Raw genomic sequence first — 16,274 nt, forward strand, 5'->3', positions numbered from 1 at the left:
GCCCGGCTTCAGGAACGTTGCAACAACGCAATCTGCTCGGCCGGCACCAGGGTGCGCAGGGTTTTGTAGAGCGCGCGGGTTTCCAGCAGGTTCCACACCCGCAGCATGGTTTCCAGCGCGTCCAGCGGTTTGCTGATGAAATCCCGCGCGCCGAGGGCCAGGGCGCGCAGGCGCGTGTCGCGGGTGGCGTCGGCGGTGAGTACCAGGACCGGCAGGTACTCGCCGTGGGGGATGCGCCGGTTAAGCTGTTCGAGCACCGCAAAGCCGTCGAACTGCGGCATATGCAGGTCGAGAATCACCAGGTCCGGCTCGAAGCTGTTGAACAGCTCCAGGGTGCGCAGCGGCTCGGTGCTGCTCAGCACATTGGTCAAGCCTTCGCGCGCCAGCAGTTGCTCCACCAGGTCAAGGTTGGGGCGTTGGTCGTCGATAATCAGAATGCGCAGGTCGAGGTTCACGCGGGCTCCGGAAAATACTGGTCGAGGTGGGCGAGAAACGCAGGCACGTTGATCGGCTTGTTCAGCACGGCGGTCGCGCCGGCGTGCTGCAAGGCCGTGCGGGTGAGGTCGCTGGCATCGGCGGTGAGCATCAGCACCGGCGTGTCGCGGGTCAGCCGCGCGCGGCGCAGGCGTTGCAGCACCTGCAGGCCGTCGATGTCGGGCAGCGATACGTCCAGCAGAATCAGTTGGGGCGCATGCTGCGCGGCCAGGTCCAGCCCGAGCTGGCCCTGCATGCTCGACAGCAGCTTGATGCCCGGCCTGCGCTGCAACAGGGTTTCGATCAGCGCCAGGCTCGCCAGGTTGTCTTCGATACACAGCACCTTGCCGTGAATCGCCTGCGTGCCGGGCGCAGGGCGGGCCGACCGGGCGTCGCTGATGGCGGCGTCGGGACGTTGCGCTTCCTGCACCCTTACCAGCGGCAGCTCCAGGGTAAAACGCGAACCGATGCCGGGTTGGCTGTGCACCTGCAGCGTGCCGCCCATCTTCTCCAGCAAGCTCTTGCTCAGCGCCAGGCCCAGCCCGCTGCCTTCGACGGTCGGGTCGGCGCCCAGGCGCTCGAACGGCTTGAACAGTTGCCCAAGGTGCTCGGCCGCAATGCCCTTGCCGGTGTCGCACACCGACACGCCGATGCGTTGGCCGTGCAGGTTCACCTCGATGCTCACCTGGCCGGGGCGCAGGTTGTACTTGATCGCATTGGACAGCAGGTTGAGCAGCACCTGGGTGAGACGTTGGCGGTCGGCGACGATGCCCAGGTCGGGGGCGAGCGCCGGCAGTGGCTGCAACTGGATGCCTGCGTCCGCCGCCATCGGCGACACCAGCGTCAGGCACTCCTGCAGCACCCCGGCCAACGGCAATGGCTCGAGGTTCAGCGGCAGGCGCCCGGCTTCGATCTTGGCGATGTCCAGCACTTCATTGATCAGCGTCAACAGGTGTTGCCCGGCGCGCAGGATGTGGCCGACGTTGGCTGTGTGCGCGGCCGGCGCGTCCATCTCCAGCAGTTGCGCAAAGCCCAGGATCGAGTTGAGCGGGGTGCGCAGCTCGTGACTCATGCGTGACAGAAACTCACTTTTGGCGCGACTGGCGCGTTCGGCCTCTTCGCGGGCGGTGCGCAGGGCGATTTCCGCCGCGCGGCGGTCAGTGATGTCGCGCGTGATCTTCGAGAAGCCGCGCAGGGCGCCGGTGCTGTCGTACTGCGCGGTGATCACCACGCTGGCCCAGAAGTGCGTGCCGTCCTGGCGGCAGCGCCAGCCTTCTTCGCTGTAGTCGCCGTTGCGCGTGGCTTCGCGCAACGCCATGGCCGGGTGCTGCGGGCATTCCTCGGGCAGGTAGAACAGCGAGAAATGCTGGCCGATGATTTCCTGTTCGGTGTAGCCCTTGATGCGCTCGGCGCCGTTGTTCCAACTGGTGACGTGGCCCGCCGTGTCGAGGGCGAAGATCCCGTAGTCCTTGACCCCGTCGATGATCAGCCGCAAGCGCTCTTCGTTGTCGCGCAGCGCACGCTCGCGCTCGGACAGCAGCAGGCCGGCCTCCACCAGGCGCGTGCCCAACTGGCCGATTTCATCGTGTTCCGGCGGTTGCGGCAGCAGCGGGTGACCCAGCGCCAGGCGCTGTGCGTTGCGTTGCACGTTCTGCACCCGGGCGACGATGCCCTTGGACAGAAACAGCACCGCGACGATGGCGCCGAACAAACCGCAGACCGCCGCCAGCCAGGTCGACAGCAGCAGGCGCTCGCGGGTTTCCGCCGCGGCCTTGCTGCGCTCGGCCAGCAATGAATCTTCCAGCCGGAGCATGGTGCTGATGTGTTGGCGCAACGCATCGAGGATGTGCTTGTTGCTGATCAGAATGGCGCTGATCGACTCCGCTGTGGCCTCGCGGTCGTTGAGCATGGCTTCCAGGCCGTCGACCTTGTGCGCGATCAGCGGCTTGATTGCGTTGAGCTCTTCGCGCACCCGTGGGTCGCGCACGTTGCTGTCGAGCCTGTGCAGCGCCGATTCGATCTGCGGGCCGGCCGTGCGGTAGCTGGGCAGGAAGTCCTCGCGACGGGTCAACAGGTAACCGCGCACGCTGCCCGCCGCTTCGGCCAGCAGGGTGTGCACGGCCTGGATATCGCGCTGCACGCGCAGCACCCGACGCACGTCCTCTTCGGCGTGGGCCGTTTGGCGCTCGGTGATGTAGATCAGCACCAGCGACAGCAGCAGCACCACCAGTGGCAGCGAAATCACCAGCAGCGCCTTGCCGCGCAACGGCAGGTCGGCCCAGCGCTGCGCCTGCAAGCGCCTCATGCCTGGGTCACCAGGCCCAGGGCGATGCCGCGCACCGCCGCCTGGGTGCGGTCGGCGGCGCCCAGCTTGCCGATCACCCGCTCGACATGGGCCTTGGCGGTGCCGGTGGTAATCCCCAACTGCGCGCCGATTTCGCGGTTGCTCATGCCCGTGGCGACCAGGCCCAGCACCTGGCGCTCCCGGGGTGTGAGGTGTTCCGTGGGGGCCGCGCCGCCGGCGTTGCGCTCGGCCATGCGCCGCAGCAGGCGGGTGCTGACCAGGCTGTTGAGCGCTTCGCCGCCGGCGGCCACCTGCTGCAGGGCGGCGATCACCTCGTCACGGCTGGCGTCCTTGAGCAGGTAGCCGACGGCGCCGGCATTGATCGCCGCTTCCAGGTGGTCGGGGCTGTCGTCCATGGTGAACATCACCACTTTCAGTGCCGGCAGGCGCTGTTGCAGCAGGCGCGCCGCACCGAGGCCGTTGAGCACCGGCATGCGGATATCGAGGATGACGATGTCCGGCAGCAGTTGCTCGCACAGATCCACGGCCTGCTGACCATCGCGCGCCTGCCCGACCACCTCGAACTGCGGGTGGCCGGCCAGCAGGGCGACAAAGCCGGTGCGGGTGACTTCATGGTCGTCCGCGAGGACCAGACGCAGTACATCGCTCATGGGCAGGTTCCATTGAAGTGGGCAGGCACGCTGGCCTGCAATCGGGTTCCGCCGTCGACCGTACTGACGCAACTGAAGCGCCCGCCGAGCAGGCTGGCGCGCTCTTGCATGGTGGCCAGACCCAGGTGCTGCGCGTCATCGCGCGGCTGCCCGACGGCAAAGCCCCGGCCGTTGTCGTCGACCCGCAGAGCGGCTTCGCCGTCACACAGCTCCAGGGCCAGTTGCACCTGGCTGGCCTGCGCGTGCTTGAGCACATTGTTGATCGCCTCCTGGCCGATGCGGAACAGGGCGATCTCCACCTGGCTGGGCAGGCGCGTGTCGCAGTGCGCCTGCCAGACCACGCGCACACCGGCATCGCGCAGACGGTCGGCTTCCTTGTCCAGAGCCTTGAACAGGCCGAAATCGTCGAGCACCACGGGGCGCAGGCCGGCGATCAGTTGCCGGCCTTCACCGACCGAGTGCTGGGCCAGGGTCAGGATGGCCTGCAGGTCGGTGGCCAGGGCGTCGGGCAACGGCGGGCAGCGGCCGGCGAACCCTTGCAGGCGCTGATGCAGGCCGGCGAGGGTCTGCGCCAGGCCGTCGTGCAGGTCGTAGGCCACGCGTTTGCGTTCATCCTCCTGGGCGTGCAGCAGCCGGTTGACCAGCTCGGAGAGGTGTTTGTCGCGGGCCTTGAGGGTGGTCAGCAGGCGGTCGTTTTCCAGGTGCGCGGCCAGCAGGGTGGCGAGCAATTGCAGGGATTCGGCGTCTTCATGGTCCGGCGCGCGCAGGCTCACGCTGTTGCCCAGCACCAGCACGCCAAAGGTGCCGCCGTCGCTGCCGCGCAGCGGCACATGCAGCACGCTGGGCAGCGCCTCGCCCGGCAGTTCCTGCCAGTACGGCGTGCGCCGGCCGCGGTCGGCGAGGGTCGCCAGACGGGCGAGGTGGGCCGGGTTGCCCTGGCGGGCAGTGGAGTGGGCGACGCCCCTGGCGTCCCATTCCTGCAGCAGCCCGTGGTCCATCGCCAGAAACGCGCAGGCCCGTGCCAGCACGCGCTCGCGCATCGCGGCAGGGGCCAGTTGGGCCAGTTCCTGCCCGGTGTCGACCAGCAGGCGCAGGCGCGCGGTGCGGCTTTGCGACTGCCTGAAGTGCGCGCGCATGGCCAGCGCGCTGGCAGGGTCGTGAGGCGTGTTGTGCATGTTGAATGCTCAGGGGCGCGAGGCGGCTATTAGACCTCGACGGGCACCCTGGGCGCTATCTGCCATATGGCATAGGCAAATGCCCCCGGTTGGCCGATGGCGGGAGGAGGGCGGCTTGGCAAAGTGGGCTCAACGAACACCACCGGAGCATCGCAATGAAATCCAGAACCGCCGCCCTCGCCCTGTTGTTTGCCTTGAGCGCACCGCTTGCCCAGGCTGCCGTCACGGCCCCTTATGTGTACCTGGACGTGGCCCAGGCGCCTGTCAATGTGAAGGACCGTGAGATTGCCGGGCTGTTCGACCGCTGGAACAGTGCCTTGCAGACCGGCGATGCCAAATCGGTGGTCAAGTTGTACGCGCCGGATGCGGTGTTGCAGCCGACCGTGTCCAATCAGGTGCGTACCACGCCGGATCAGATCAGGGATTACTTCGATCACTTCCTGGCGCTCAAGCCGGTGGGGCAGATCAACTACCGCGAGATCCGCCAACTGGGCAGCAATGTGGCGATGGACAGTGGGGTTTATACCTTTACGTTGACTGAGGCCGGTGGGAGCAAGCGGCAGGTGCAGGCGCGGTATACCTTTGTTTATGAGCAGGTTGAGGGGGAGTGGAAGATTCTTAATCATCATTCTTCGGCGATGCCGGAGGTGCAGGTTCGGCATGCCAGGCAGTGAGGGTTGGGTTGGTTTTGTGTACATATCCGTTGGTGGGGTAACGGCTGATATGGGTTCCGCCCTTACGGCGGGTCACTTTTGGAAGGACCCAAAAGTAACCAAAAGGTCCTCGCCCCAACACTCGGTGCCTCGCCTTGGCCCAGCGCGGCTAACCCGGCGTCCTGCCGGGTTACCCACGCTCCAAAGCCTGCGTTCGGCCAGCGTGTTTGACGGGGCGCCTCAGATCAAGATCAAGAGCGCGGCGGCCTTAGAGCCGACCGGCGTTGTCTGTCGTACGCTGTACAAACTGTGGGAGGGGGCTTGCTCCCGATGGCTGAGTGTCAGTCAGCTTATTGGTAGCTGACCCACTGCTATCGGGAGCAAGCCCCCTCCCACAGTTGATCTCCATTTGTCTGTCGGATATCACACTGCCTTTGATCTGCTCTGGCTCTGGCTCTGGCTCTGCTTTGGCTTTTGATCTTGATCTCAAGCGCCCCGTCAACCACGCTGGCCGCACGCAGGCTTGAATCCGTGGGTAACCCGGCAGGACGCCGGGTTAGCCGCACTGGGCCATGGATGGCCCATTGCGGCGGCCCACGGATTCAAGCCTGCGTGCGGGCACACCGAGCATTAGCGAGGTGCCGAGTGGTGGGGCAAGAGCCCTTTTGGTTACTTTTGGGGCTCTTTTCCAAAAGTGACCCGCCGTAAGGGCGGAACCCATACCAGCCATCACCAAAAAAACGGATATGCCCCCCAAAAAAGCGCCCAACCAACCCTGATCAAAGCTCCCGCACAACCCTGAACCCAACCCAATCCCCACGCGTCTGCGGGTAAATATTGTTCCGATTCCCCGACCGCGAAAACACCGGCGCCTCGCCCCAGTCATTACCCCGAATCTGATACCCCTCACAGTTCGGCTCCACCCACGCGCTGCCATCGGTGGGCGCGCCGATGTAGTTGGGATGTTCGCAATCGGCAACCCGCTCATACACATTGCCATGCATGTCATACATGCCAAACGCGTTCGGCGGGTAGCTGCCCACCGGCGACGAATAGCTGTAGCCATCCGCCGGGCCATAGGTGTTGGCGTGCCGGGCGATGCTGTAGCCCTTGCCTTCGTCGAACGGGAAGGGGAACGGTCCGGTGGAGCCGGCGCGGGCGGCGTATTCGCGTTGCGACTCGCTGACCAGGTGGTAACGCTGGCCGGTTTTTTTCGACAGCCAGCTCACGTACTGCCTGATGTCGTCCATGTCCATGCACACCGCCGGCTGACGCGGGCCCTGGGGGTAGCGCGGCTTGCTGGCGATGCATTCGCGGCCGGGGCGGGTGTCGCCGTCGGCGATCTTCACACCGCTCTGGCGCAGGTAGCTGTCCCATTCGCCGGCGGTCACCTGAAAGCGGCTCATGGCGAAAGGCTTGGCAAAGGTCACCTCATGCATCGGGCCCTCGTCGGGCTCGCGGCCGACTTCATCGTCCGGGGTGCCCATGGTGAAGGTGCCGGCCGGCAGCACCACCATTTCCGGGCAGTCCTTGCAGTCCTTGAACACTTTGCCCGGTTGCGGCGTATCGGCCCAGGCCAGGCTGGGCAACAGCGCGCCGCACACGGCAGTCAACGCCAGTGCCGTCAGGGGGTTGAGTCGGAATGGAGTCATGTGGGCATCTCGTTCAAAGGGAAAAGGGCATCACACCCGCTGACTCAGCAGGCGCATGAAACGCTGGATTTCATCGGTGGAGTTGAGCAGGCCGGGAGACGTGCGCACCACCGGGCCGGCATCACGCTCCACCGCATCGACCACCACACGGTTTTTCATCAGGTAGGCCGCCACCGCGTCGCTGTCCTGGCCCTTGACCCGGAAGAAGGTGAAACCGGCCGACAGTGCCGCGCTGCGCGGTGTCACCAGCTCGATCTGCGGATGGGCGAGCAGGCGGGTTTTCAGCTCGGTGTTGAGTTCATGAATACGCGCCTGCACCTGCGCCTTGCCCAGTTGCAGGTGCAGCTTGAAGGCTTCATCCGCCGCCCAGCGATGCTCGAAGGCGTGATAACCGCCGGGGGTCATGCGGGTGGCGAAATTGGTGTCTTCGGAGAAGGTCGCCACCATGGGCGTGACGTATTTGTTCTCGCTGTCGCGTGCGCAGACCACGCCGGTGCCGCGCGGGCCGAACATCCACTTGTGGATGCCGGCGATGAAAAAATCGCAGTGCATGTCGGGAAAGTCGAGGTTTTCCACGCCGAAACCATGCACCCCGTCGACCACGTAAAGTATCCGGTCCTGGTCGTCGCGGTTGCGGTTGTGCTCGTTCACCAGCGTGCCGATTTCGCCGATGGGCAGCTTCACGCCGCTGCCGGACTGCACCCAGGTCATGCCCAGCACACGGGTGTTGGGGCGGATGGCGCGCTGGATATTGCCAAGCACTTCATCCACCGACACCTGACTGGCGCGCTCGAACAGCTCGATGCGGCGCACCTGTGTGCCTTCCTTGAGCGTGCGAAAATCCAGCACGCTCTGGGTGGCGTAATGCTCATGGACGGTGGTGAGGATTTCCTGGTCCGGCCGCACCTTGATGCCGCCATAGATCATCGCCAGGCCTTCGGAGGTGCTGCCGGTAAGGGCGATCTGTGCCGGTGTGGCCTTCAAATAGCGGCCGGCCCAGTCGCGTACCTGGCCTTCACGCTTCCAGGTTTCCTGCAGGTCCCAGTCCATCGCCAGGCCGGGGTTGCGGTCGATCTGCAGGCGATAGCGCTCGATGGCGTCGCGCACCGGCCTGGGGTGCGAGGTCACCAGAAAGTTGGAGAAATGCAGGTAGCTCGGGTCCTGGTCGAACAACTGCTTCAATCCCGTCCAGGGATCGTTTGCCGTGGCGGCCAGCGCCGACGGCATCAGCGAAGCGCCCAGGGGCAGGCTGGCAGCGAGCAGGCCAGCCTGCTTGAGAAAGGTGCGGCGGTCGGTCATGGGCTTGCTTCGTGGTTGATTAACGGTTGGCCAACGGCTTGGCGGCTTTTTGCACCTGGTCCCACACCCGCAGGAAGTTACCTCCCCACAGCTTGGCGATATCGGCTTCGGAGTAGCCGCGCTGGATCAGCTCGGCGGTGACGTTGCGGACCTCGCCGACGTTGTTCCAACCCTCGATACCACCGCCGTCGTTGAAGTCCGAAGCAATGCCCACGTGATCGATACCGATCTTGCGCACGGTGTAGTCGACGGCATCACCCCAGTCCTTGAGGCTGGCCTTGGGTTCTTCTTCGAGGATGCCGTACAGCCCCTGGGCGTACTGACCGAATTTCTGCTCGGGCCAGGCGGCGATGATGGCGTCGCCCGGCATCAGCGCCATGGCCAGGTTGGGCAGGGGCGGCAGGTCGAAGCGCGCGCGCAGGGTGTTGAGTTTGTCCTGGGTGGGCTGGCTCAGCGGACGCAGGTAGGCGGGGAAGCCCACCACCTGCACCACACCGCCGCTTTGTTTGATCAGTTGCAGCTCTTTGTCGCTGAGGTTACGCGGGATGTCCACCGACGCGCGCGGCGCCGAGTGCGAGGCCACCATCGGCGTGCGGCTCAATTGCGCGACCTGCTCCAGCGCCTGGGTCGACATCTGTGACACATCGATGATCACGCCCAGGTCGTTCAGGCGCTGCACCGCTTGCTGGCCGATCTGCGACAGCCCGCCCAGGGCATCGGTGGAGTCATTGAAGAACGGCAACGGGCGCGACGAGTCCGACCATGAATTGTTGCCGATGTAGCTGAAGCCGAACATGCGCATGCCGCGCGCGGCCCACAGGTCCAGCTGGTTCAGGTCATCTCCCAGCGGGTAGGCGTTGAGCATGCTGATGAAGATCGCGAATTTGCCTTCGCCATGCAGGCGCCGGAAGTCATCCGGGGTGTAGGCGATGCCGACCTGGTTGGGAAAGTCGCGCACCATGCCGGTGATGATCGTGTAGCGCACCTCCTGCTCGTGGCGGGCTTCTTCGACAAAACCGTCGGTGGGCCTGTGCGGTGCATTGTCGCCGTTCCAGATTTCCGGCCAGCCGAAAATCGTCAGCGCTGCGCCGGAGAGGCGTCCGCGTGCCGCCTTGGCCAGGTCGAACTGGCCGCTGCCATCCTTGTCGGCCTCATTGCCGGCGGTGCCGAAATCCATGGGCACGGTGATGTGGCTGTCGAACGACAACAGGCGGTCCTGCATTTCATTGGCCTGCCTGATCACCTCCAGCGAGTAGCCGGCATTGCCCTTGAACCAGTGATCCCAGACCAGAAACCCGGCTCCGGCGCCAATGGCCAGGGCCAGCGGCAAGCCGAGATACAGCGCCTTTTTCGAACGTGGTTTTGTCATTGCCATCTCAGTCAGTTGAGGCCTTTGCTATCTGGGAAGGACGAGCCATGACAGAGGAAATTTAGGCGGGCAGGGCGGGGCGGTAAATTTCGTCGGGCTGCAAACGTTCTAGCTCTGATTAAGCCGTTTCCTAAGGTAGACAATGACGATCTCTCGACGTGGGTTCATCGCAGGCCTGGCGCTGACCGGCGCGGCTGTGCCGGCGGCCTTTTACGCCCATCGCGAGCTGACGCGGGAAGAAGAATTTCCCATCACCCCCGGCGAAGCCACGGTGGCGTTGGCCGATACCACCGGGCAACACCTGGCCAATACCTTGCGCGGTGTGTGGAGCCTGCGCCTGACAGGCCATGACGCCGGGCTCAAGGGCCTGCCGCTGCACGGCCTGGAGCTGCTGCTGGATATCGCGCCGCGTGGCCGTGGCCTGCGCGGCTACCTGGACACCGCCGAAAACCTGCGTGCCGAGGGCGAACCGCGCTACCGCGTACTGGGCGACCTGACGGGCGAAGGCACGTTGCTCTACTGGCGGCTGATCGACCGTGACTCGGCCGGTGGCGCGCCTGCCTATGAATTCAAAATGACCCTCGACGAGGTGTGGGCCGATTTCGCCAACGCCGGCAGCAGCACCCTCAGCGGGCAAATCTTCGACCTCGATCGCCCCCTGGCACTGACCGAGCGCGACAACCGCTTCATCGCTCACAAACAGCTGTTTCCCGAAGCCCGCCAGCGCATCGGCCTCAACCCGACCTTGCTGGCTTGGCTGATCGCGCCCGAACACCGCCTGTTTCACCAGCTCTGGCACGCCACCCGCGACCAGTGGCACAAGCTCTCCGAAGAAAAGCGCGACGCCCTGCGCGGCATCGGCTGGCAACCCGGCCCACGCGGGCAGGAGCGTGACGCCCGTGGCAAGCGCAAGGACCGCAACGGCTCGGGCATCGATTTCTTCTTCATGCACCGCCACATGCTCGGCACCGCGCGCTCGATGCAGGACCTGCCGTCATGGCCGCAATTTCCCGCCCCCCAGCCGGCGCTGGAGCGCGATCGCCTGGGCTTTTTGCGTTACTTCGACAACCACGATGGCTTCTCCCTGCCGCCCACCTGGTCGGCGCCGGACGACAGCGACTACACCCAGTGGGTCAGCGACATCAAGGCCGCCGAGACCTACCACAGCAACTTCCAGGTGTGGGAATCCCAATACCGCGACCCGCGCTATCTGGCGCGGTTGACCCTCGGCCAGTTGGGCTCGGAAATGGAGCTGGGCCTGCACGACTGGCTGCACATGCGCTGGGCGTCGGTGCCGCGCGACCCCTCCAATGGCGCGCCGGTGCCGTTCGCCCGCGACCCTTCGGACTTCGCGGCGCGCTGGTATGTGGCGCAAAACGATTTTCTCGGCGATCCGTTTTCATCCCATGTGAACCCCGTGTTCTGGCATTTTCACGGCTGGATCGATGACCGCATCGAAGACTGGTTCCGCGCCCATGCGCGTTTCAATCCGGGCGAAGTCAGCCGCATGCAAGTCAATGGCGTGGCCTGGTTTGCCCCGGGCCGCTGGGTGGAAGTGGGCGATCCGTGGCTGGGGCCGGATACCCATGGCTGCAGCACCACGCCGGGGTTGCAGATGGGCAAGTCGATGGAAATGGACCCGGAAACCATGAAGCTGGCGCTGCGCATTACCTTCAGCGCCGAAGACGACGGGTTGCAAGGGCTGTTCAAGCGCGTGCCGAGGCGGCCCTGGTACGCCCGGCACCTGAAGGTCAAGTCGCAGCCGGTTTGACCCTCAGGGGTTGCCCGGCACATTCGGCCACAGGTCGGCGACCATGAACAGGCGCTCGGCTTCCTCCCAGTCTTCGCCCTGCTGCACCAGCCGCACCAGCAGTTGCGCCGGCGCCATCGGGGCCAGCGCCGTCAGCCACGCGTGCATCTGGGCCTCGCTCCACACCTCATCAGCCGGGTAATGCGCCGGAGCCAGCCAGGCGTGGCGCGGCAGGGGTTGCCAGCGGCCCGGCGGGCGCGTGGCGACAAAGTCCTGCCAGTCACGCTGATGCAACCAACTGCCGCGTAAATGCTGCGGATGCGCGCCCAGCGGCGGTTCGGCCGGGCCCGGCCACGGATACAACAGGTAACCACCGAGCCACAGGTGCGCGTCGAACTGTTGAACATCCAGCGCGGCCAGCACCTCACGGCTTTCCGGGCGGGCGGAGATCGGCAGTTGATGCTCGGCCAGGTGCGCCAGCTTACGGTCGAGCCGGTCATGGCAGCCCGGGCCCAGCCATTGCTCGGTGGCCTGGCCATTACCGGCTTGCGGCCCGAGGTACAGCTTGATCGCCAGTTCCAGGTGGTGCACGCCATCGCGGTCGCGCAGCAGCATGTCCAGCTCGCCCAGCGTATGCCCGGCCCGGCGGATCGGCAGGTTGGCGGCCAGCAGCTGAACGCCCGGTGCGTGCTGCACGGCGAATTGCCAGAGGCGCTCGTAATACAGGCCCAGGCGCCGCGTGCGTGCCAGGCTGAGCCAGTGCTGCAGGGCGCTGCTGTCCTCGTCCAACTGACGCAGCCAGTGTTCCAGCCGGCAGGGGGCCTGCACCCAGTCGCTGCCGGCCAGCGGGTGGCGTTGCGGCCATGGCGTCTGCGCCAGCATCGGCGGCGCCAGGATCACCCACGCGAGGTCGCGCACCTCGGGGTGACGCAATTGGCGGGGCAAGGTGTGCAGGTCGGGGAACACAGTCATGCTCCGAGCATAGCCTTTTAAGTGTGACGCAGCTGCGTGAGAACCATTGTCATCAAGGCTTTGCGCTGACAAAGGGTTTTGCCTGACGCGGCCTTTCACCCATAATCGTGGTTTTTCGCCGCACCCGGAACCCGCAGGAGCCCCATGGAGCAATTTCGCAATATCGGCATTATCGGTCGCCTGGGCAGTACCCAGGTGCTGGACACCGTCCGCCGGCTGAAAAAATTCCTGCTCGAACGCCACCTGCACGTGATCCTCGAAGACACCATCGCCGAGATTCTCCCCGGCCACGGCTTGCAGACGTCCTCGCGCAAGATGCTCGGCGAAGTGTGTGACATGGTGATTGTGGTCGGCGGCGATGGCAGCCTGCTGGGCGCCGCACGCGCTCTGGCGCGGCATAACGTGCCAGTGCTGGGGATCAACCGCGGCAGCCTGGGGTTTCTGACCGATATCCGCCCCGATGAGCTGGAAGTCGAAGTGGCCAAGGTGCTCGACGGCCATTACCTGGTGGAAAATCGCTTCCTGCTGCAGGCCGAAGTGCGCCGCCACGGCGAGGCCATCGGCCAGGGCGATGCGCTCAACGACGTGGTGCTGCACCCTGGCAAATCCACGCGGATGATCGAGTTCGAGCTGTATATCGACGGTCAGTTCGTGTGCAGCCAGAAGGCCGACGGCCTGATCGTCGCCACGCCGACCGGCTCCACCGCCTACGCGCTGTCGGCCGGTGGCCCGATCATGCATCCCAAGCTCGATGCCATTGTGATCGTGCCGATGTACCCCCATATGTTGTCCAGCCGGCCGATTGTGGTCGACGGCAACAGCGAGCTGAAAATCGTGGTGTCCAAAGACATGCAGATCTACCCGCAAGTCTCCTGCGACGGGCAGAACCATTTCACCTGTGCGCCCGGTGACACCATCACCGTGAGCAAGAAGGCGCAGAAGTTGCGCCTGATTCACCCGCTGGACCACAACTACTATGAAGTGTGCCGCACCAAGCTGGGCTGGGGCAGCCGCTTGGGGGGTGGAGGCGACTGATGCTCGATCCCGCGCGTAGCTACGACCTGATTGGTGACGTGCACGGTTGCGCTCATACCCTTGAGCACTTGCTCGAACGCCTGGGTTACCACAAGCAGGGCGGCACCTGGCGCCATCCGTCGCGCATGGCAGTGTTCCTCGGCGATATCATCGACCGTGGCCCGCGCATTCGCGAGGCGCTGCATATCGTCCACGACATGGCAGTGGCCGGTCAGGCGCTGTGCATCATGGGCAACCATGAGTTCAACGCGCTGGGCTGGACCACAGCGGCGCCGCCGGGCAGTGGCAAGCAGTTCGTGCGCGAGCACAACCCCCGGCATGCGCGGCTGATCCACGAAACCCTGACCCAGTTCGAGCAGCACCCGGGTGACTGGCAGGATTTCCTTGGCTGGTTCTACGACATGCCGCTGTTCGTCGACGCCGGGCGTTTTCGCGTGGTGCATGCGTGCTGGGACGAAAGTTTTATCCAGCCACTGCGCGCCCGATTCCCCGACGGCTGCATCGACCGGTCCTTTCTGCAGGCGGCCGCCGTGCCCGGCAGTTTTGCCTGCAACGCCTTCGACCGCCTGCTGCGCGGTACCGACATGCGCCTGCCCCACGGCTTGACGCTGACCGGCGGCGACGGCCTGACCCGCTCGTTCTTTCGCACCAAGTTCTGGGAGGACGACCCCAAGACCTACGGCGACGTGGTCTTCCAGCCCGACGCACTGCCCGAGCCGGTGGCGCGCACGCCGCTGTCCTCGAGCGAAAAAAATTCACTGCTGCGCTATGGCGTCGATGAACCCTTGCTGTTCGTCGGCCATTACTGGCGCAGCGGCAATCCGGCACCCATCCGCCCGAACCTGGCCTGCCTGGATTACAGCGCGGTGCTGTACGGCAAGCTGGTGGCGTACCGTCTGGACCAGGAAACCCGACTGGATCCGGCTAAATTCGTATGGGTCGACGTTGAGCGCCCCGAGGTTATTGAATGAGTACCGTGGCTGTATTGCGCTTGCCCCTGAGCGTCGACCTGGGCGGTTTCGTCAAGCTGCTGCAACGCATGCAAGTGCCCCATCACGTCAGTGAAGAGGCAGGCGAGCAGGTATTGTGGGTGCCCGAGGGCATCAGCGATGACGTGCGCGTGCTGTATCAGCGCTTTCCCGCCGGCGACCCCGACCGGCAACTGGATATTCCCGAGCAGGCGCCGGCCGCGCGCCCAGGCTTTGTCCAGCAAGTGCGCCACAGCCCGGTCACGGCGCTGGTGCTGCTGGCGAGTCTGATCGTGGGCGCGGTGACCTTGCTCGGTGAAAACCTGCAAGCCGTCGGTTGGCTGACCTTCCTGCCGTTTCGGGTCATGGGCGAGTACATCCAGTTCACCCCGTTCGCCCAGATGCTGGCCGAGGGGCAGTGGTGGCGGCTGGTCACGCCGATGCTGATCCACTTCGGCATCCTGCACCTGGCCATGAACGGCATGTGGTATTGGGAACTGGGGCGGCGCATCGAAGCGCGCCAGGGCAGCATCAACCTGCTGGGCCTGACCCTGTTGTTCAGCCTGGTTTCCAACTATGCACAATACGCGTACGGCGGCCCCGGCCTGTTCGGTGGCTTGTCCGGCGTCCTGTATGGCCTGCTCGGGCATTGCTGGATCTTTCAACTGCTCTCGCCCAACCCTGCGTATCGCCTGCCCCGTGGGGTGCTGGCGATGATGCTGATATGGCTGGTGCTGTGCCTGTCGGGGCTGGTCTCGATGATCGGCTTCGGCGAAATCGCCAACGCGGCCCATGTGGGCGGACTGGTCATCGGTTGCCTCACCGGTTTGCTGGGTGGTCTCTACAACCGCCGCAAAGCGTCTATTTGATAAGGAAGAGTCCCATGTCCTCTTTTGCTGAAATGATCGAAAACATCACCCCGGATATCTACGAGAGCCTCAAGCTCGCCGTGGAAATCGGCAAATGGTCCGATGGCCGCAAGCTCACCCCCGAGCAGCGCGAACTGTCGCTGCAGGCGATGATCGCCTGGGAGGTCCAGAACCTGCCGGAAGACCAGCGCACCGGTTACATGGGCCCGCAGGAGTGCGCGTCCAAGGCCGAGACGGTGCCCAATATTCTGTTCAAGTCGGATGCGATCCATTGATTGAAATTGGTCGCGGTGCAGTCAGCAAAATGTCGGCGCAACTCGGTGAGCCGACCGTTCAGTACGCGTTTCGCCTGGGAAGCACGGAGGTGCCGGTCAATCCCCTGATCGGCACCCACATCCGCCTGGAGTTTCTCGGCGCCATCCATTGCAGCCATTGCGGGCGCAAGACCAAGACCAGCTTCAGCCAGGGCTACTGCTACCCGTGCATGACCAAACTGGCCCAGTGTGACCTGTGCATCATGAGCCCGGAGCGCTGTCATTACGACGCCGGCACCTGCCGTGATCCGGTGTGGGGCGAAACCTTCTGCATGACCGATCATGTGGTGTACCTGGCCAATTCGTCGGGGATCAAGGTCGGCATCACCCGCGCGACCCAGTTGCCGACCCGCTGGCTCGACCAGGGGGCCAGTCAGGCGCTGCCGATCATGCGCGTGGCGACGCGTCAGCAATCGGGTTTCGTCGAAGACCTGTTTCGCAGCCAGGTGGCCGACAAGACCAACTGGCGCGCCCTGCTCAAGGGCGATGCGCAGACCGTTGATCTCAAGCAAGTGCGCGATGAGCTGTTCGCCAACTGCGCCGAAGGTCTGGTGACGTTGCAGGAACGCTTTGGCCTGCAGGCCATCCAAACCATTGCCGACGTTGAGCCGATCACTATTCGTTACCCGGTCGAGCAGTACCCGACCAAGATCGTCAGCTTCAACCTGGACAAGAACCCGATTGCCGAAGGCACGCTGCTGGGGATCAAGGGCCAATACCTGATCTTCGATACCGGCGTTATCAATATTCGTAAATACACGGCCTACCAGCTCGCCGTGCATCAGTAGA

At 64.8% G+C, this 16,274-nt stretch carries 15 protein-coding genes; 7 read left to right on the forward strand and 8 right to left on the reverse strand.

Translation table 11 applies throughout. The features are described 5' to 3' along the window. Window positions 1–8: 8 nt before the first annotated feature. From RHM60_RS02170 to RHM60_RS02185, 4 genes are read right to left on the reverse strand one after another with little or no spacing between them, the layout of a single operon-like run. Window positions 9–455, reverse strand: coding sequence for a response regulator (locus tag RHM60_RS02170; RefSeq protein ID WP_322213447.1), 447 nt, complete (start codon window positions 453–455; stop codon window positions 9–11). After that, a complete protein-coding gene (locus tag RHM60_RS02175; RefSeq protein WP_209981518.1) occupies window positions 452–2,779 on the reverse strand; it encodes an ATP-binding protein in 2,328 nt (775 codons plus the stop codon). Before RHM60_RS02175 ends, RHM60_RS02170 begins: the two co-directional genes overlap by 4 nt. Next, window positions 2,776–3,429: a response regulator gene (locus RHM60_RS02180; RefSeq protein ID WP_209981520.1), complete on the reverse strand. Its 654-nt coding sequence runs from the start codon at window positions 3,427–3,429 to the stop codon at window positions 2,776–2,778. Before RHM60_RS02180 ends, RHM60_RS02175 begins: the two co-directional genes overlap by 4 nt. Next, window positions 3,426–4,604: a sensor histidine kinase gene (locus tag RHM60_RS02185; protein ID WP_209981522.1), complete on the reverse strand. Its 1,179-nt coding sequence runs from the start codon at window positions 4,602–4,604 to the stop codon at window positions 3,426–3,428. The genes RHM60_RS02180 and RHM60_RS02185 overlap by 4 nt, the downstream gene beginning before the upstream one ends. Window positions 4,605–4,759: 155 nt before the next feature. On the opposite strand from RHM60_RS02185, the gene RHM60_RS02190 reads away from it, so the two are divergent. Continuing rightward, window positions 4,760–5,278: an SgcJ/EcaC family oxidoreductase gene (locus RHM60_RS02190; RefSeq protein ID WP_231423711.1), complete on the forward strand. Its 519-nt coding sequence runs from the start codon at window positions 4,760–4,762 to the stop codon at window positions 5,276–5,278. 758 nt (window positions 5,279–6,036) lie between these two features. Here the strand turns inward: RHM60_RS02190 and RHM60_RS02195 are convergent. From RHM60_RS02195 to pvdM, 3 genes are read right to left on the reverse strand one after another with little or no spacing between them, the layout of a single operon-like run. Beyond that, a complete protein-coding gene (locus tag RHM60_RS02195) occupies window positions 6,037–6,909 on the reverse strand; it encodes a formylglycine-generating enzyme family protein (RefSeq protein ID WP_231423712.1) in 873 nt (290 codons plus the stop codon). Window positions 6,910–6,939: 30 nt separating this feature from the next. After that, entirely contained in the window at window positions 6,940–8,208 is a 1,269-nt protein-coding gene (locus tag RHM60_RS02200; protein WP_322213449.1) for an aminotransferase class V-fold PLP-dependent enzyme, read from the reverse strand. A 19-nt stretch (window positions 8,209–8,227) separates the two neighbouring features. Continuing rightward, window positions 8,228–9,577 (reverse strand): pyoverdine-tailoring dipeptidase-like protein PvdM, encoded by a 1,350-nt coding sequence (gene pvdM, locus RHM60_RS02205; protein ID WP_322213450.1) that lies wholly within the window; start codon window positions 9,575–9,577, stop codon window positions 8,228–8,230. A gap of 142 nt (window positions 9,578–9,719) precedes the next feature. Here pvdM and RHM60_RS02210 point away from each other — a divergent pair, with 142 nt between their 5' ends. Then, complete coding sequence (locus RHM60_RS02210) at window positions 9,720–11,348, forward strand: PvdJ/PvdD/PvdP-like protein (RefSeq protein WP_322213451.1); 1,629 nt, start codon at window positions 9,720–9,722, stop codon at window positions 11,346–11,348. Between the two features lie 3 nt (window positions 11,349–11,351). On the opposite strand, the gene RHM60_RS02215 is transcribed toward RHM60_RS02210, so the two are convergent. Next, window positions 11,352–12,452 (reverse strand): DUF1853 family protein, encoded by a 1,101-nt coding sequence (locus RHM60_RS02215; protein WP_416195157.1) that lies wholly within the window; start codon window positions 12,450–12,452, stop codon window positions 11,352–11,354. Here RHM60_RS02215 and RHM60_RS02220 point away from each other — a divergent pair. The 5 genes from RHM60_RS02220 to RHM60_RS02240 are packed head-to-tail and all read left to right on the forward strand — an operon-like array spanning window position 12,444 to window position 16,273. Next, window positions 12,444–13,334: an NAD(+) kinase gene (locus RHM60_RS02220; RefSeq protein ID WP_003217892.1), complete on the forward strand. Its 891-nt coding sequence runs from the start codon at window positions 12,444–12,446 to the stop codon at window positions 13,332–13,334. The two genes, RHM60_RS02215 and RHM60_RS02220, sit on opposite strands and share 9 nt — an antisense overlap. Beyond that, on the forward strand, window positions 13,334–14,305 hold the full coding sequence (locus tag RHM60_RS02225) for a metallophosphoesterase (protein ID WP_209981537.1): 972 nt from the start codon (window positions 13,334–13,336) through the stop codon (window positions 14,303–14,305). Before RHM60_RS02220 ends, RHM60_RS02225 begins: the two co-directional genes overlap by 1 nt. Next, complete coding sequence (locus tag RHM60_RS02230) at window positions 14,302–15,171, forward strand: rhomboid family intramembrane serine protease (protein WP_322213453.1); 870 nt, start codon at window positions 14,302–14,304, stop codon at window positions 15,169–15,171. The genes RHM60_RS02225 and RHM60_RS02230 overlap by 4 nt, the downstream gene beginning before the upstream one ends. Window positions 15,172–15,185: 14 nt before the next feature. Beyond that, window positions 15,186–15,446: a YeaC family protein gene (locus RHM60_RS02235; protein ID WP_322213454.1), complete on the forward strand. Its 261-nt coding sequence runs from the start codon at window positions 15,186–15,188 to the stop codon at window positions 15,444–15,446. Next, window positions 15,443–16,273 (forward strand): DUF2797 domain-containing protein, encoded by an 831-nt coding sequence (locus RHM60_RS02240; RefSeq protein WP_322213455.1) that lies wholly within the window; start codon window positions 15,443–15,445, stop codon window positions 16,271–16,273. The genes RHM60_RS02235 and RHM60_RS02240 overlap by 4 nt, the downstream gene beginning before the upstream one ends. The last annotated feature ends 1 nt before the right edge of the window (window position 16,274 follow it).

This window comes from Pseudomonas sp. MH9.3 (assembly GCF_034354675.1).
Lineage (GTDB): Bacteria > Pseudomonadota > Gammaproteobacteria > Pseudomonadales > Pseudomonadaceae > Aquipseudomonas.

Excerpts from the sequence above, each read along its gene's own strand:
- RHM60_RS02175 (WP_209981518.1), bottom strand. The coding sequence starts at position 2,779 with ATGAGGCGCTTGCAGGCGCAGCGCTGGGCCGACCTGCCGTTGCGCGGC.
- RHM60_RS02180 (WP_209981520.1), bottom strand. The coding sequence starts at position 3,429 with ATGAGCGATGTACTGCGTCTGGTCCTCGCGGACGACCATGAAGTCACC.
- RHM60_RS02185 (WP_209981522.1), bottom strand. The coding sequence starts at position 4,604 with ATGCACAACACGCCTCACGACCCTGCCAGCGCGCTGGCCATGCGCGCG.
- RHM60_RS02190 (WP_231423711.1), top strand. The coding sequence starts at position 4,760 with ATGAAATCCAGAACCGCCGCCCTCGCCCTGTTGTTTGCCTTGAGCGCA.
- RHM60_RS02195 (WP_231423712.1), bottom strand. The coding sequence starts at position 6,909 with ATGACTCCATTCCGACTCAACCCCCTGACGGCACTGGCGTTGACTGCC.
- RHM60_RS02200 (WP_322213449.1), bottom strand. The coding sequence starts at position 8,208 with ATGACCGACCGCCGCACCTTTCTCAAGCAGGCTGGCCTGCTCGCTGCC.
- pvdM (WP_322213450.1), bottom strand. The coding sequence starts at position 9,577 with ATGACAAAACCACGTTCGAAAAAGGCGCTGTATCTCGGCTTGCCGCTG.
- RHM60_RS02210 (WP_322213451.1), top strand. The coding sequence starts at position 9,720 with ATGACGATCTCTCGACGTGGGTTCATCGCAGGCCTGGCGCTGACCGGC.
- RHM60_RS02220 (WP_003217892.1), top strand. The coding sequence starts at position 12,444 with ATGGAGCAATTTCGCAATATCGGCATTATCGGTCGCCTGGGCAGTACC.
- RHM60_RS02225 (WP_209981537.1), top strand. The coding sequence starts at position 13,334 with ATGCTCGATCCCGCGCGTAGCTACGACCTGATTGGTGACGTGCACGGT.
- RHM60_RS02230 (WP_322213453.1), top strand. The coding sequence starts at position 14,302 with ATGAGTACCGTGGCTGTATTGCGCTTGCCCCTGAGCGTCGACCTGGGC.
- RHM60_RS02235 (WP_322213454.1), top strand. The coding sequence starts at position 15,186 with ATGTCCTCTTTTGCTGAAATGATCGAAAACATCACCCCGGATATCTAC.